The 14,577-nt window shown below is 61.0% G+C and carries 14 protein-coding genes; 2 read left to right on the top strand and 12 right to left on the bottom strand.

Features of this window, described 5'->3' with window-relative positions; genetic code table 11:
• Positions 1 to 110: 110 nt before the first annotated feature.
• The 4 genes from PBDP_RS01440 to PBDP_RS01455 all read right to left on the bottom strand — a co-directional run bounded on the left by PBDP_RS01440 (position 111) and on the right by PBDP_RS01455 (position 4,389).
• Positions 111 to 1,025, bottom strand: a complete 915-nt coding sequence (locus PBDP_RS01440) for an SdiA-regulated domain-containing protein (RefSeq protein ID WP_212801728.1) — start codon at positions 1,023 to 1,025, stop codon at positions 111 to 113.
• Between the two features lie 121 nt (positions 1,026 to 1,146).
• Complete coding sequence (locus PBDP_RS01445) at positions 1,147 to 2,079, bottom strand: SdiA-regulated domain-containing protein (protein WP_212801729.1); 933 nt, start codon at positions 2,077 to 2,079, stop codon at positions 1,147 to 1,149.
• A 227-nt stretch (positions 2,080 to 2,306) separates the two neighbouring features.
• A complete protein-coding gene (locus PBDP_RS01450; RefSeq protein ID WP_109751895.1) occupies positions 2,307 to 2,972 on the bottom strand; it encodes a fumarylacetoacetate hydrolase family protein in 666 nt (221 codons plus the stop codon).
• 22 nt (positions 2,973 to 2,994) lie between these two features.
• Positions 2,995 to 4,389: a D-2-hydroxyglutarate dehydrogenase gene (locus tag PBDP_RS01455; protein ID WP_212801730.1), complete on the bottom strand. Its 1,395-nt coding sequence runs from the start codon at positions 4,387 to 4,389 to the stop codon at positions 2,995 to 2,997.
• Positions 4,390 to 4,594: 205 nt separating this feature from the next.
• Between PBDP_RS01455 and serA the strand changes: the two genes are divergently transcribed.
• Complete coding sequence (gene serA, locus PBDP_RS01460) at positions 4,595 to 5,824, top strand: phosphoglycerate dehydrogenase (RefSeq protein WP_003186856.1); 1,230 nt, start codon at positions 4,595 to 4,597, stop codon at positions 5,822 to 5,824.
• Positions 5,825 to 6,001: 177 nt separating this feature from the next.
• On the opposite strand, the gene PBDP_RS01465 is transcribed toward serA, so the two are convergent.
• Entirely contained in the window at positions 6,002 to 6,427 is a 426-nt protein-coding gene (locus tag PBDP_RS01465) for a DUF4399 domain-containing protein (RefSeq protein WP_109752346.1), read from the bottom strand.
• A gap of 133 nt (positions 6,428 to 6,560) precedes the next feature.
• On the opposite strand from PBDP_RS01465, the gene PBDP_RS01470 reads away from it, so the two are divergent.
• Complete coding sequence (locus tag PBDP_RS01470; RefSeq protein WP_212801731.1) at positions 6,561 to 7,127, top strand: transporter substrate-binding domain-containing protein; 567 nt, start codon at positions 6,561 to 6,563, stop codon at positions 7,125 to 7,127.
• Between the two features lie 161 nt (positions 7,128 to 7,288).
• Here PBDP_RS01470 and PBDP_RS01475 read toward each other — a convergent pair whose 3' ends face one another.
• From PBDP_RS01475 to PBDP_RS01505, 7 genes are all read right to left on the bottom strand, one after another.
• On the bottom strand, positions 7,289 to 7,918 hold the full coding sequence (locus tag PBDP_RS01475) for a class I SAM-dependent methyltransferase (RefSeq protein WP_176688804.1): 630 nt from the start codon (positions 7,916 to 7,918) through the stop codon (positions 7,289 to 7,291).
• A gap of 168 nt (positions 7,919 to 8,086) precedes the next feature.
• A complete protein-coding gene (locus PBDP_RS01480) occupies positions 8,087 to 8,731 on the bottom strand; it encodes a methionine ABC transporter permease (RefSeq protein WP_025211262.1) in 645 nt (214 codons plus the stop codon).
• Positions 8,721 to 9,845: a methionine ABC transporter ATP-binding protein gene (locus PBDP_RS01485; RefSeq protein ID WP_116833930.1), complete on the bottom strand. Its 1,125-nt coding sequence runs from the start codon at positions 9,843 to 9,845 to the stop codon at positions 8,721 to 8,723. The genes PBDP_RS01480 and PBDP_RS01485 overlap by 11 nt, the downstream gene beginning before the upstream one ends.
• Positions 9,846 to 9,847: 2 nt before the next feature.
• Positions 9,848 to 10,657 carry a MetQ/NlpA family ABC transporter substrate-binding protein gene (locus PBDP_RS01490; protein ID WP_109751901.1) on the bottom strand — a complete coding sequence of 270 codons (810 nt, stop codon included), beginning with the start codon at positions 10,655 to 10,657 and terminating at the stop codon, positions 9,848 to 9,850.
• Between the two features lie 40 nt (positions 10,658 to 10,697).
• A complete protein-coding gene (locus PBDP_RS01495; protein ID WP_109751902.1) occupies positions 10,698 to 12,056 on the bottom strand; it encodes an LLM class flavin-dependent oxidoreductase in 1,359 nt (452 codons plus the stop codon).
• Entirely contained in the window at positions 12,056 to 13,249 is a 1,194-nt protein-coding gene (locus tag PBDP_RS01500; protein ID WP_109751903.1) for an SfnB family sulfur acquisition oxidoreductase, read from the bottom strand. The genes PBDP_RS01495 and PBDP_RS01500 overlap by 1 nt, the downstream gene beginning before the upstream one ends.
• A gap of 23 nt (positions 13,250 to 13,272) precedes the next feature.
• Positions 13,273 to 14,514, bottom strand: a complete 1,242-nt coding sequence (locus tag PBDP_RS01505) for an SfnB family sulfur acquisition oxidoreductase (RefSeq protein WP_109751904.1) — start codon at positions 14,512 to 14,514, stop codon at positions 13,273 to 13,275.
• Between the last annotated feature and the right edge of the window lie 63 nt (positions 14,515 to 14,577).

The following is a 14,577-nucleotide window of genomic DNA, read 5'->3' on the forward strand; positions in this document are numbered from 1 at the left end:
GCCTGCTCGCGATAGCGGTTTATCCGACACATCAATGTCGGCTGACACACCGTTATCGCGAGCAGGCTCGCTCCCACATTGGGTTGTTGTGGTGTTTCAGGGCGAGTGCATCAAGGCTGCGGCTTCTTGAACACATAGAACAGGTTCGGCTCGCTCACCACATACAGGTTGCCGTCGTCGTCCATGGCCAGGCCTTCGGCCTGCGGCACGGTTTTCTGCAGGCCCTGGCGGCCTTTGCTCAACGACAGCGTGCTCAACGGCCGGCCGTCTATGTCCAGCTCGATAATCAACCGCGACTCATCGGACAGCGCCAGCAAATGGCCGCTGCGCTCATCGTATTGCAGGCTTGAAAGGTCGCGCACGAACAGCCCGGCATCGCGCTTGGGGTTGTTGATCACGTGGACCGCGTAGGATTTTTCCGGATTGTGGTGGGGAAACCCATGCACTTCATAAATCAGCATCGGGTCGCGTTCCTTGGCCACGAACAGCCGTTTGCCCACCGAATCGTAGGCCAGCCCTTCGAAGCCTTTGTTGCCGCTCATGTGCACGCCGAGGGTCATCTGCTCGGCATCGGCGGCGTCGAGGAATTGGGTGTCGTCATCCAGGTGAATCTTGATCAGGCGCTGCTGGCGCTCGTCAGTGATGACGTAAGTGTCTTCGCTGATGAACTCCACCGCCTCTGGATCGCCAAAGCCGATCAGCGCGATGCGCCGCAAAATCTTGCCGTCCAGGGACAATTCGATCAGCTCGGCATTCTTGTTGGTGACGGTGAACAGGCTCTTGCGTACGGGATCGAACGTCAGCGCTGAAACGTCATCGTCCAGGCCTTCGATCACCTGCGCCTCGACCGTGACCCGGTACTGGTCCAAGGCGATGGCCTGTTCGCTGGTGGTTTTCCAGAGGGTGTTGAGGTTGAACCAGGCGCGTTCGAACAGGCGCAGGTGCTGACCGGCTGCGATCAGGAAGATCAGCACCAGGGTCAGCAGTATCAGGATCAGGGGTTTGGGGCGGGCGAGTCGACGCATGTTGGGGTGGGCTCGGATAAGAACAGGTGGGTGGAAATACCACGGCTGCCTGAACTGAAGCTTAATGGCTGTGTGCCACACCCTACAACGAATGAGGATTTATCCTACAGAGTTAGTGCTATCAGCGCTGTTTCTCGAAACGATAGAACAGATTCGGTTCGCTGACCATGTACAGATTGCCGGCCTCATCGATGGTGACGCCTTCGGCGCGAGGGATGGTGTTTTTCAAGCCGTTGAAGCTGCCCAGCAAGGTCATGAAGCTGACTTGCTCGCCTTTTTCGTCCAGTTCCAGCAGCAGATGGGAGTCGGCCGAAAGCACCAGCATGTGACCGGTGCGCGGGTCGATCGCCAGTGCCGAGAGGTTGCGCAAGTCCAGTTCATTGCTGACGTGGATCTGCTTGTCGCCCTTGAGCAATTGGCTGCCATCGCTTTTCCAGGTGAACAGTGCTGGCGGGCGTTCCTCCCCGAGCACCAGTTGCTGGTTACGCGGATCCCAGACAATCGCTTCGAACCCTTTGTTCTGGTTCGCTGATGCACCCAGGTCGTATTGAGGGAAGTCAGTGCTGTTCAGCTCGCGGGTGCTGGCATCCACCTGGACGATTGACAGCGTGTGATTGCGCTCGTCGGTAATCGCCAGCAGACCATTGGTCATATAGGTCACGCCTTCGGGGTTGTTCCAGCCCACCAAAGGCATCTTGCGCAGCACATCGCCTTGCAGGGTCAGCTCCACCAGGAACGGATTCTTGCCCATGACGGCGAACAGAGTCTTGGTCTGCGGGTTGTAGGTCACATCGGACGCCTCGTCCTTCTCCATGCCCGGCAGTGGCTTGGCGTCGATCACGGCGCGGTAGTCCGGCAGCCAGATGCTCTCCTGGCGCTGGGCCGGGCTCTGGAAGTGTTCCGATAGCCAAAGCAGCCCGCGGTCGTCCCAATGCATCGCAAACGCCAGGCCATAGGCGGCGGCCAGCGCCAGCAGCGACCAGGCATACCAGGGCAGGGCGAAGCGGGAGCGGCGGGTAGGTTTGGCGGCAGACAGTGTTTGGGTTTTGGCCATCGGGGAATGCGTTCCAGAAAATTCGGCTAGGGGAATGGCTGGCTCAGATGCCGCATTCCCCGGAATTATCCGGATGGCATGTGAAAAAAACGGTAAATGGCGGGTATACAGCCATGTATACCCTGTGGGAGCGAGCCTGCTCGCGATAGCGGCGTGTCGGCCAGCATTTATGTGTCGGATAGACCGCTATCGCGAGCAGGCTCGCTCCCACAGTTAAGGCATTGCGGTTAGCGAACGCTGCTTTCGAAGCGGCTCGCCCCCGGCAGTTCCAGTACCAATTCATCCCCTGCATTCAGCGGCCCGACGCCCGCCGGGGTGCCGGTGAGGATCACGTCGCCGGCCTGGAGCGAGAAGCACCCGGCCATGTGCTGGATCATTGGCACGATAGGGTTGAGCATCAGGCTGCTGTTGCCATCCTGGCGCACTTCACCGTTGATGGTCAGGCGAACGGGGATGTCGGTCAGGTCGGCAAAGGTGCCGCTCGACACGAACGGTGCGATCACCGCCGCGCCGTCGAAGGATTTCGCGATTTCCCACGGCAGGCCCTTGGCCTTGAGCTCGGCCTGTTTGTCCCGCAGGGTCAGGTCCAGGGCCGGGGCGAAGCCGGAGATGGCGTCCAGCACTTCCTCAGCGCTCGGGCGGGGCGACAGCGGCTTGCCGATCAGCACGGCAATTTCCGCTTCGTAGTGCACCGAGCCACGGTCGGCAGGAATGCTGAAACCGCCCTCCAGTGGCACCACACAACTGCCCGGCTTGATGAACAGCAAGGGTTCGGTGGGCACCGGGTTGTCCAATTCCTTGGCATGTTCGGCGTAGTTGCGGCCAATGCACACCACTTTCCCTACCGGGAAATGGATACGTGTACCGTCGACATACTGGTGCTGATAGCTCATTACCGACTCCTGGTTCGTTGATTCAAACAGCGAAAATCTTGCCCGGGTTCATGATGCCGTTCGGGTCGAATACAGCCTTCACGGCTTTCATGTACTCGATTTCCACTGGCGAACGACTATAAGTCAGGTAGTCGCGCTTGGTCATGCCCACGCCATGTTCGGCGGAAATCGAACCGTTGTACTTCTCGACGGTTTCAAAGACCCATTTGTTCACGGTCGCGCACTTGGCGAAGAACTCATCCTTGCTCAGGTTTTCCGGCTTGAGGATGTTCAGGTGCAGGTTGCCGTCGCCGATGTGGCCGAACCAGACGATTTCGAAATCCGGGTAGTGTTCGCCGACGATCGCGTCGATTTCCTGCAAGAATGCCGGGACTTTCGAGACAGTCACCGAGATATCGTTCTTGTATGGCGTCCAGTGCGAGATGGTCTCGGAGATGTACTCGCGCAGCTTCCACAGGTTCTGCAGTTGGGTTTCGCTCTGGCTCATCACGCCGTCCAGCACCCAGCCTTGTTCCACGCAGTGTTCGAAGGTCTCCAGGGCGTGGTTGGCGACTTCCTCGGTGGTGGCTTCGAATTCCAGCAGGGCGTAGAACGGGCACTCGGTTTCGAACGGTGTTGGCACGTCGCCGCGACCCAGGACCTTGGCCAGGGCCTTGTCGGAGAAAAACTCGAAGGCGGTCAGGTCCAGCTTGCCCTGGAAAGCGTGCAGCACCGGCATGATCGAGTCGAAGTCCGGCGTGCCGAGCACCATGGCGGTTAGGTTTTTCGGCGCGCGGTCCAGGCGCATGGTGGCCTCGACCACGAAGCCCAGGGTGCCCTCGGCACCGATGAACAGCTGCCGCAAGTCGTAGCCGGTGGCGTTCTTGATCAGGTCCTTGTTCAGTTCCAGCAGGTCACCCTTGCCAGTGACGACCTTCATGCCCGCCACCCAGTTACGGGTCATGCCGTAGCGAATAACCTTGATCCCGCCGGCATTGGTGCCGATGTTGCCGCCAATCTGGCTGGAACCTGCCGAAGCGAAGTCTACCGGGTAGTACAGGCCATGTTCTTCAGCCTTGTTCTGCAATTGTTCGGTGACCACGCCTGGCTGGCAGACGGCGGTACGGTCGGTGAGGTTCACATCGAGAATCTGGTTCATGTAGTCGAATGACACGACCACTTCGCCGTTGGCCGCCACGGCTGCGGCGGAAAGCCCGGTACGTCCGCCCGATGGCACCAGCGCGACCTTGTGCGCATTGGCCCAGCGCACGATGGCCTGGACCTGCTCGGTGGTCTTGGGGAAGACGATGGCGCTCGGCGCCGGGGCGAAATGCTTGGTCCAGTCCTTGCCGTAAGCGTTCAGGGAGTCGGCATCGGTCAGGACCTTGCCAGGCTCAACCAGGGTCTTCAGCTCATCTATCAGGGCAGGATTGGTCATCGACAGAACTCTCGAACAATTCATGGTCATCCTGAGAACGCTTCACGTCGCAGGAATGAGTGTTTAGCGGGGTGCATATGCTAGCATACCGACCCCGCAGCGTAGTGCCCAACGGCTGTTCTGCGGCGACGGCTGTCACGCCGGTCGGGTCAGCATGCGCTGTCCGATTCCCTGCCATTTTTCTCCGGGACACAGGTTTACGCAGATGAGCAAGACTTCTCTCGATAAGAGCAAGATCAAGTTCCTTCTTCTCGAAGGCGTCCACCAATCGGCTGTCGACGTCCTCAAGTCGGCGGGCTACACCAGCATCGAGTACATCACCAGTTCTCTGCCGGAAGCCCAGCTCAAGGAAAAGATCGCCGATGCTCACTTCATCGGCATTCGCTCCCGTACGCAATTGACCGAAGAGATCTTCGACCACGCCAAGAAACTGGTCGCGGTCGGCTGCTTCTGCATCGGCACCAACCAGGTTGACCTCAACGCGGCGCGTGAGCGCGGTATCGCAGTGTTCAACGCGCCGTACTCCAACACCCGTTCCGTTGCCGAACTGGTGCTGGCCGAAGCGATCCTGCTGCTGCGCGGCATCCCTGAGAAGAACGCTTCCTGCCACCGTGGCGGCTGGATCAAGAGCGCGGCCAACTCCTTCGAAATTCGCGGCAAGAAGCTGGGTATCGTCGGCTACGGCTCGATCGGCACCCAGTTGTCGGTACTGGCTGAAGGCCTGGGCATGCAGGTGTTCTTCTACGACACCGTGACCAAGCTGCCGCTGGGCAATGCTACCCAGGTCAACAACCTGCACGAGCTGCTGGGCATGTCCGACATCGTGACCCTGCACGTGCCGGAGACCGCTGCCACCCAGTGGATGATCGGTGAGAAGGAAATCCGCGCCATCAAGAAGGGCGGCATCCTGATCAACGCCGCGCGCGGCACCGTGGTCAAGCTCGACGCCCTGGCCGACGCGATCAAGGACAAGCACCTGATCGGCGCCGCCATCGACGTGTTCCCGGTGGAGCCACGCTCCAACGACGACATCTTTGAAAGCCCGCTGCGTGGCCTGGACAACGTGATCCTGACCCCGCACATCGGCGGTTCCACCGCTGAAGCCCAGGCCAACATCGGCCTGGAAGTGGCGGAAAAACTGGTCAAGTACAGCGACAACGGTACTTCGGTATCGTCCGTGAACTTCCCGGAAGTGGCCCTGCCGGCTCACCCTGGCAAGCACCGCCTGTTGCACATCCACGAGAACATCCCGGGTGTGATGAGCGAGATCAACAAGGTCTTCGCCGAAAACGGCATCAACATTTCCGGTCAGTTCTTGCAGACCAACGAGAAAGTCGGCTACGTCGTGATCGACGTCGACGCCGAATACTCGGACCTGGCGCAAGAGAAGCTGCAGCACATCAACGGCACCATTCGTTGCCGCGTGTTGTTCTAACAGAGCGGTCGCTGAAAAAAACGGGAGCCTCGAAAGGGCTCCCGTTTTTTTATATGACCTGTGGGAGCGAGCCTGCTCGCGATAGCGGCGTGTCAGCCAACATTAATGTGTCGGATAGACCGCTATCGCGAGCAGGCTCGCTCCCACAGGGGGGACGCATTTTTTCAGTGAGTGCTGTTACTTCACGTTCACCGTGATTTTCTTGGACACGATCGACGGATCGAACGGCATGTGGCCGCTGTCGCCCAGGATCAGTTGCAAGGTGTGTTTGCCTGGGGTCAGTTTGATGTCGGCCTCGGTTTGTGCCTTGCCGAAGTGCATGTGGTTGGCATCGGTGGGAATCGGCGCGCCCGCGGCAGGCAGTTTGTCGACATCGATCAGCAAATGATGGTGTCCGGTATTTTTGGTCACATCACCCGCCGGAGCCAGGGCGATGTCCTTGACGCCGAACTTGACCTTGAATTCTTTGGAGACGGTGGCGCCGTCTTCCGGGGAAACGATGAAGACTTCTGCGCCTTTGGGCGCCGGGGTCGCGGCGCTTGCCAGCACCGAAGCACCCAGCAACAGACCGGCCAACGCAGCACGAGACATAAAGCTTTTCATTTTTTTCTCCAGTTTTTCCATGAAATCCGCCTGGCCATGACAACTTCATGACCAATCGTTGTCGAAGCCTGCAACAACCATAGCAAAGCGAGCCTGAAACGAGCGTCGCTTGTATAAATACATAGGAGTGACCATGCGTTTTCTGCCTGGCCTGATTTGCCTGCTACCCCTTTTGAGTCCCCTGGCTCATGCCGAACTGATCGATGACATCAATGACCGTGGCGAACTGCGCATTGCCCTGGAGGCCAACACCGCACCCTTCAACTTCAAGGAAGACGGCAAACTCACCGGTTTCGAAGTGGAACTGGGCGAAATGCTTGCCAGTGAGCTCGATGTACGCCCTGACTTCGTGGTCACCGATGCCGGGGATCTGCTGACTGGCGTGGAGAGCGGCAAGTACGATGTTGCCATCAACCACATAGCAATGACCCCGGAACTGGCGGAACGTTTCGACCTCAGTGCCGCTTACAGCCATCCCGATGCACAACTGCTGGCGAGCAAGGATGAGACGCAACGTCCGTTGGTCATGGCGCCGTCGTTCCAGCCGGAAGAAAAGAGCGTCCCAGCGCCGAGCCTGGTGATTCCGTTCCAGAAGGGTAATCCGGCGTTCAAGGCCAGCCTGGATAACGCCCTGGCGCGCATCAAGGATGACGGGAGGTTGGAGCAGTTGTCGCAGAAGTGGTTGAAAAAACAGGAGTGAAGCTTCCAGGCGATGAGGCCAAACCATCGAGTTTCATTGATTGTTGCACCGCTATCGCGAGCAGGCTCGCTCCCACACTTGATCAGCTGTGAACTCATGATCGGTGAGCAAACACAGATCCAATGTGAGAGCGAGCTTGCTCGCGATGGCGTCCTCAAATCCTAAGCAGGTTTACGCCAGACACTCGCCAACCAAGGCTGCTGCTCCCGTGGCAGCCCCGCCGGTCGGTAGTAATGCTCCAGTTCCACGAAACCTGCGTCGCCAAGCAGAGTGCGCCAGGCCGCGAGGTCGTGGTAGGCGCCGAAGCGCTGGCCGCTCCAGCCCTCCTGGTTTTCGCCCCGAGGGTTTGAGCTGAACAGCACGCCGCCGGGCTTGAGCGTGGCGTGCAATTGCCTGAGCACCCGAGGCAGCTCCTGGACCGGCACATGAAACAGCACCGCGTTGGCGAAAATCCCGTCAAAGCGGTCGGCTGGCAGGTCGAGCGCCAGGAAGTCCTGTTGCCATACTTCACAGCCGCTGTCCTGGCGCGCCATCCGGGCAAATTCCGCCGAGCCGTCGAGACCGACCGCGACGTGGCCCATGGCCGTGAACGTGCGCAAATCGCGCCCCGGACCGCAGCCGAAGTCCAGGATGTGCAACGGTGCCTGGCCCTGGATGTGGCGCAACAAGGCGTCGATGTTCTGGCTGACGTCGTGGTCGCGGGTGCCTTCGCGAAAGCTTTCTGCCACGGCGTTGTAATGGCCCAGGGTCGTGGCGGTGATGGCGTGCAGGTCGTCGGCGGTGTGTTTCATGGGTGTGGGCTTGGTGAGGAGTGTCAGGCGACTATACCGCAAGGCCGCTGATCTGCCTGTGGGAGCAAAGCTTGCTCGCGACTGCAGTCGTCCAGTTGGTATCCATGTTGGATGGAATACTGCTATCGCGAGCAAGCTTTGCTCCCACAGGTCAACTGCTCCCATAGGTCAGCGTTTGTTCAGACCCCGCGCCAGGCGGTCTCCGCCCAGTTGAATCACCGCCACCAACGCCACCAGCAACACGATCACCGTGAGCATGATCTGGCTGTCGAAGCGTTGGTAGCCATAGCGGTAGGCGATGTCGCCCAGGCCGCCGGCACCGATGGCTCCGGCCATGGCCGAAGAGTTGATCATGGTCACCAGGGTGATGGTGAAGCCGCCGACGATGCCCGGCAGGGCTTCGGGCAGCAGCACATGCCAGACGATGTGCCAACGGCGGCAACCCATGGCCTGGGCGGCTTCGATCAAGCCATGATCGACCTCCCGCAGGCTGACTTCGGCGATGCGGGCAAAGAACGGCGTGGCGGCGATGGTCAGCGGCACGACTGCTGCCCAGACACCGTAGGTGGTGCCGACGATCAGCCGGGTGAACGGGATCAACGCCACCATCAGAATCAGGAACGGTATCGAGCGGAACAGGTTCACGAACGCGCCCAAGGCGCGGTTCAAGGCTGGCGCTTCATAGATCCCGCCCTTGCCGCTGGTGACCAGGATCACCGCCAGCGGTATGCCCGCCAGCAGCGCGATCAGCGACGACACGCCAACCATCAGGAACGTGTCGATGAAACCCTGCAACAACCGATCAAACCACATAGCCCAGCACCTCCACCCGTTGCGCCCAATTGCCCGCACGTTGACGCAATTCCTCGGCGCCCCACGACGAACCGCTCACGGCCAGCAGCAATTGCCCCAGCCCATGGCCCTGAATGCGCTCGATGCCGCCGTGCAGCAGCCGCACCCGGCCACCAAGGGCGCTGAACAGAGCGGCGAGATCCGCTTCATCGCGACCCGCGCCGGTGAATTGCAGGCGCAGCACGGTAGCGGCATCCGCCGACGCCGGCTGCGCTTGCAGGCGGCTTTGCAGTTCCTCCGGTATGGCGTGTTGCAAGGGCGCCAGCAGCGTTCGACTGACCTCGTGCTGCGGGTTGCCAAACACTTCCCAGACCGGCCCCTGCTCGACGATCCGCCCCTGCTCGAGCACCACCACCCGGTCGCAGACTTCGCGAATCACCGCCATTTCATGGGTGATCAAGACGATGGTCAGGCCCAAGCGCTGGTTGATCTCGCGCAGCAGGCCGAGGATCGATTGGGTGGTCTCCGGGTCCAGGGCCGAAGTGGCTTCGTCGCACAACAGGATCTGCGGGTCATGCACCAGCGCCCGGGCAATGCCGACCCGCTGCTTCTGCCCGCCGGAGAGTTGCGCCGGGTAGGCCTTGTGCTTGCCTTGCAGGCCGACCAGTTCCAGCAACTCGCGGACTTTGCGCTGGCGCTGCTCCTTGGGTACACCTGCGACTTTCAGGGGCAATTCGACGTTCTGCCACACGGTCTTGGCCGACATCAGGTTGAAGTGCTGGAAGATCATGCCGATGCGTCGACGCAGTTCCACCAAGCGGTCTTCATCGAACTCGCCGATGTCCACCTGATCGATCAATACCCGGCCGCTGGTGGGTTGTTCGAGCCGGTTGATGGTGCGGATCAACGAGGACTTGCCGGCACCGCTACGACCGATGATGCCGAATACTTCGCCGCGCTGGATCGCCAGGTCGATGCCTTGCAGTGCGGCCACCGGACCCTGGGCGCCGTTGTAGGTCTTGCCCAGACCGATGAAGCGCACGTGGGCACGGTTCAGCTCTGGATGCAGTTCAGTCTGTTCGGCACTGTGGGGCGTGGGGGCTTCCTGTCGAAGTCGCGCGTTGACGGCGTTCATGGTCAGCCTTCCCAACCGGCTTGGTAGAGCTTGCCGTGGGCCTTGTCCAGGGCGGCGCGCACGACAGGCGAGTGCTGATAGATATCGACGAACTTGGCCAGCCGCGGGTCGTTCTTGCTCTTGGGTTGGATCACGAACTGGATCACGTATTCCTTGTGATCGAGGCCGTCGAACAGCAAGGCTGACGTGGCATCGAAGGTTTTCGCCAAACGGATGTAGGCCGGGTAGCCCTGTACCAGGTCGGCATCTTCATAGGCGCGCACCAGTTGCACGGCTTCGACCTGGAGGATCTTGAGCTTCTTCGGGTTGGCCACGATGTCGTCTTCGGTGGCCTTGTAACCGACACCGGGCTTGAGAGTGATCAGCCCGGCCTTGGCCAGCAGTTGCAGGCCGCGCCCGCTGTTGATCGGATCGTTGGCAATGGCCACGCTCGCGCCTTCGGGCAACTCATCAAAGCTTTTGTATTTTTTCGAATAGAGGCCGACGTTGTTGATGATCCCCGGGGCAAAGGGCACCAGGTCGAACCCGGCGGCGGCCTTGGCGTTTTCCAGGAACGGGATGTGCTGGAAGTAATTCACGTCGATATCGCCGGACGCCAGGCTGACGTTGGGCGCGATCCAGTCGCTGAACTCCACCAACTCGACCTTCAGGCCTTGCTTGCCGGCTTCTTCCACGGCGGCTTCCAGGGGAATGGCGAACGCAGCGGTGGTGCCGATTTTCAACGGTGCATCGGCGGCAAACAGCGCCGAGCTGAACAGGCCGAGGGCCAGGGCCAGTGCTTTGACTGGCAGGGTCAGGAGTTGCTTGGTCATGTCGGATATTCCAGTCATTTTAGAAGAGCTCTTCAGGGGCTCAGTGCCGGTAGGTCGAGCCGGTATGTTGCTTGGGTAAATAGGCCTCTGCCTGAAACAGCTTTTCACGCAAGGTGCCGTTGTCGTATTCGGTCTTGTACGAACCGCGTCGCTGCAGCTCGGGAATCACCAGGTCGATGAAGTCCACATAGCTTTGCGGCGTGACGATGCGGGTCAGGTTGAAACCATCGAGGCCGGTTTCGGCGATCCACGACTCCAGTTCGTCGGCCACCTGCTCGGGCGAGCCCACCACAGTGATGTAGCGACCACCGAGGGCGTGTTGCTCCAGCAATTTGCGTCGGGTCCAATCGTTGTTTTGCAGAGTCTTGGTGGCAGACTGGATGGCATTGCTCTTCACGTACTGGATCGGCTCGTCCAGTTCGTACTGGGAAAAATCGATCCCCGTCGACGCGGAAAAATGCGCCACCCCGGCCTCGGCGCTGGCGTAGCCCAGGTACTCGGCATGCTTGGCCCAGGCGGCCGCTTCGGTCTGGCCGACAATCACGTTAAGACCCATGAACACCTTGATGTCCTCGGGGTTGCGCCCGGCTTCGACGGCGCTGGCGCGGACCTTGTCCACCTGGACCTTGGTCGCCGGTTTGTTCTGACCGCTGATGAACACGCACTCGGCATGCCGCCCGGCGAATAGCAGGCCGCGCTCGGAACTGCCGGCCTGGAACAATACCGGCGTGCGCTGGGGCGACGGTTCGCACAGGTGATAACCCTCGACCTGATAGAACTCACCCTGGTGCCGGACCTTGTGCACTTTTTCCGGCCGGGCATAAATCCGCTGCTCACGGTCGTTGAGCACGGCGTCGTTTTCCCAACTGCCCTCCCACAGTTTGTAGAGCACTTGCAGGTATTCGTCGGCCTGGTCGTAGCGGCGATCATGCTCGACCTGGGCAGTCAGGCCCATGGCTTTGGCGGCGCTGTCCAGGTAACCGGTGACAATGTTCCAGCCGACCCGGCCGCGACTCAGGTGATCGAGGGTGCTCATGCGGCGGGCAAACAGGTAGGGCGGTTCGTAGGTCAGGTTGGCGGTCAGGCCGAAACCGAGGTTCTTCGTCACGGCGGCCATCGCCGACACCAGTAGCAACGGGTCATTGACCGGCAGCTGGATCGACTCTTTCAGGGTGACGTCCACCGACTGTTGGTACACGTCGTAGACCCCGACGATATCGGCGATAAACAGCCCGTCGAACAATCCGCGTTCGAGTAACTGCGCCAGGGCGGTCCAGTATTCGATCGTGTTGAACTGGGTCGAGGTGTCCTGGGGATGGGTCCACAGGCCGTGATTGATGTGCCCGATGCAGTTCATGTTGAACGCGTTGAGCAGGATTTTTTTCTTGCCGTGGGCCATCAAATGGTCCCCCGCAGCGGCGGTTTTTCATCGTTGAGATAAAAATTGCCCACCGCGTGGTATTTCCAGCGCACCGGGTCATGCAGGGTGTGCACCCGGGCGTTGCGCCAGTGGCGATCCAGGCCATGTTCGGCCAGGGTCGCCTGGCTGCCGGCCAGTTCGAACAGCGTGCTGCCAGCGGCGAGGGAGATCTCGGTGCTGATGGCCCGGGCTTCGGCCACGGCAATCGAGGCGGCGGCGACTGTGTCGGCCTGGGTGTCGGCCTGGGCCCGGTCGAGAAACTCACCGGCTCGCTCCAGCAGGGCTTCGGCGGCGTGCAGGCGGATGCTCAGTTGGCCGAAGCTCTTGAGCGTGTGCGGGTCTTCGGTGGCGATGTCGCTGGTAGCGTCGATCCATGGGCGGGTTTTGTTGCGGACGAAGTACAAGGCGTCTTCATAGGCGGCGCGGGCGATGCCGGTGTCGATGGCAGCGTGAAGAATCTGCGCCAGGGGGCCCACCGGTGTCGGGCGCTCGAAGGCGCTCTGGAATGGCACGATGTCTTCGGCGGCGACGGGGACGTCTTCGAACACCACCGAGCCGCTGCCCGTGGTGCGCTGGCCGAACCCCGTCCAGTCGTCGATTACCGTCAGGCCTTTGCTGTCGCGAGGGACAAACGCCAGTTGTTGCACGCCGTTTTCATCCACCACCGACGTGGGGATGCGCTGGGCGTAGATCGCCCCCGTGGCGTAGAACTTGCGGCCGTTGATGCGATAACCCTCGCCGTCGCGGCGCAGTTGAGTGATGCGGTCGTGGGCGGTCTTGGTACCGAGCTCCGCCAACGCATTGCCAAAGCGTTGGCCGGCCAGTACTTCGGCATACAGGCGTTGTTTTTGCGCTTCGCTGCCGTTTACCCGTAGCACTTCCAGGGCGTAGAAATGATTTTGTGGAATCTGCCCGAGAGAGCCGTCAGCCTGAGAGATCAAGGCAATCACTTTGGCCAGGGTGACGTTGGACACACCGGCGCCGCCGTAGGCCTTGGGCACACTGATGCCCCACAGGCCGGAGCGGGAGAACGCCTCCAGTTCCGGGTGCGGCAAGCGACGCTCGCGGTCGCGCAGGGCGCTGTCGCGCTTGAAGTCATCGGCCAGGTCGCTGGCCACGATCAGGGCTTGTTCATCGCTGGTGATCACCGCGACGTGTTGAGAAAACGTCATGTACTGCTCCAGAGGTCGGGTCGTCAGATCCAGGAATGCCGGGCCGGCAAGGTGCCGTTCAGGTGGTAGGCGCCTACGGCGTGATACTTCCAGCGCACTGGGTCGTGCAGGGTGTGCACTCGGGCGTTACGCCAGTGGCGGTCGAGATTGAATTCGGCGAGGGTGGCGCGACTGCCGGCCAGCTCGAAGAGTTTTTCGCTGGCTTGCAGGGCGATCTCGGTGGTGAGCACCTTGGCCTCGGCCACGGCAATCGAGGCGCGGGCAGCCGATTGCGCGGTGATGGGCGCGGCGCTGACCTGGTCCAGCACTTGTCCGGCCTTGCGCAGTAGCGCTTCGGCGGCGTGCAATTCGATTTTCAGCTTGCCGATGTCGGCGATCACGTAAAGGTCGTCACTGGCGCGGTCGACCTTGGCGTCGATCCATGGCCGGGCGCGTTCACGCACGAAGGCGATGGCATCGTCGATGGCGCCACGGGCGATGCCTGCATCGATGGCGGCCTGGATCAGTTGGGAAATCGCGCCTTGCACGCCAGGCGTTTCGTTGATCCGCCAGTTGTCCAGGACCAACTCGGCATCTACCCGCACATTGTTCAGCAGCACGGTGCCGCTGGCGGTGGTCCGCTGGCCGAACCCCGACCAATCGTCGACGATCCGCAGGCCCGGGGTGCCGCGCCGCACGAACGCCAATACTTGGCGACCCTCGTCATTCAGCGCCTTGACGGCCACCCAATGGGCAAACAGTGCACCGGTGGAATAGAACTTCTGGCCATTGATGACGAAGCTGTCACCGTCGGCGGTGATCCGTGCCTTCAGCTCAAGGGTATTGCGAACACCTCGTTCCGGCCCGGCGTTGCCGATGCGCCAGCCTTCGAGGACGCTCTGCAGAAGAATTTTTTTCTGCCGTTCGGTGCCCGTGCCGAGAATCAGCTGGAGCACGCCGAACTGGTTCTGTGGAATCTGTCCGAGGGCCGGATCGGCAGCGGAGATGATTGCGAATACATCGGCCAGGGTGACGAACGAGACCTGGGGACCGCCGTACGCCCGGGGAACGGCGATGCTACCCAGTCCGCTGCGGGTGAATTGCTCGATTTCTGCCCAGGGCAGCTTGCGTTGCTGGTCACGTCGCGCGGCTTGCTGGCGGGCGACCTGGGCCAGCTCATGAGCGGCCTTGATGGCCTCGGCATCGTTGCGCAGTACTTGGGCAGGCAACAACAGCGGTGCGATGTCCTGGTCGCTCTGGACCTTTGCTTGGGCCAAATCCGACATTACAGCCACTCCGTGGCTGCGGGCAGTGCCGGGGCGTACTGCACTGGGGTGATTGTGTTCCGT

The sequence above is a fragment of the Pseudomonas sp. St290 genome, assembly GCF_018325805.1.
Lineage (GTDB): Bacteria > Pseudomonadota > Gammaproteobacteria > Pseudomonadales > Pseudomonadaceae > Aquipseudomonas > Aquipseudomonas bijieensis.

Coding starts and splice junctions, on each gene's coding strand:
- PBDP_RS01440 (WP_212801728.1), bottom strand. CDS start 1,025: ATGCGTCGACTCGCCCGCCCCAAACCCCTGATCCTGATACTGCTGACC.
- PBDP_RS01465 (WP_109752346.1), bottom strand. CDS start 6,427: ATGAAAAGCTTTATGTCTCGTGCTGCGTTGGCCGGTCTGTTGCTGGGT.
- PBDP_RS01500 (WP_109751903.1), bottom strand. CDS start 13,249: ATGACGTTTTCTCAACACGTCGCGGTGATCACCAGCGATGAACAAGCC.
- PBDP_RS01470 (WP_212801731.1), top strand. CDS start 6,561: ATGCGTTTTCTGCCTGGCCTGATTTGCCTGCTACCCCTTTTGAGTCCC.
- PBDP_RS01480 (WP_025211262.1), bottom strand. CDS start 8,731: ATGTGGTTTGATCGGTTGTTGCAGGGTTTCATCGACACGTTCCTGATG.
- PBDP_RS01505 (WP_109751904.1), bottom strand. CDS start 14,514: ATGTCGGATTTGGCCCAAGCAAAGGTCCAGAGCGACCAGGACATCGCA.
- PBDP_RS01485 (WP_116833930.1), bottom strand. CDS start 9,845: ATGAACGCCGTCAACGCGCGACTTCGACAGGAAGCCCCCACGCCCCAC.
- serA (WP_003186856.1), top strand. CDS start 4,595: ATGAGCAAGACTTCTCTCGATAAGAGCAAGATCAAGTTCCTTCTTCTC.
- PBDP_RS01495 (WP_109751902.1), bottom strand. CDS start 12,056: ATGGCCCACGGCAAGAAAAAAATCCTGCTCAACGCGTTCAACATGAAC.
- PBDP_RS01450 (WP_109751895.1), bottom strand. CDS start 2,972: ATGAGCTATCAGCACCAGTATGTCGACGGTACACGTATCCATTTCCCG.
- PBDP_RS01475 (WP_176688804.1), bottom strand. CDS start 7,918: ATGAAACACACCGCCGACGACCTGCACGCCATCACCGCCACGACCCTG.
- PBDP_RS01455 (WP_212801730.1), bottom strand. CDS start 4,389: ATGACCAATCCTGCCCTGATAGATGAGCTGAAGACCCTGGTTGAGCCT.
- PBDP_RS01490 (WP_109751901.1), bottom strand. CDS start 10,657: ATGACCAAGCAACTCCTGACCCTGCCAGTCAAAGCACTGGCCCTGGCC.
- PBDP_RS01445 (WP_212801729.1), bottom strand. CDS start 2,079: ATGGCCAAAACCCAAACACTGTCTGCCGCCAAACCTACCCGCCGCTCC.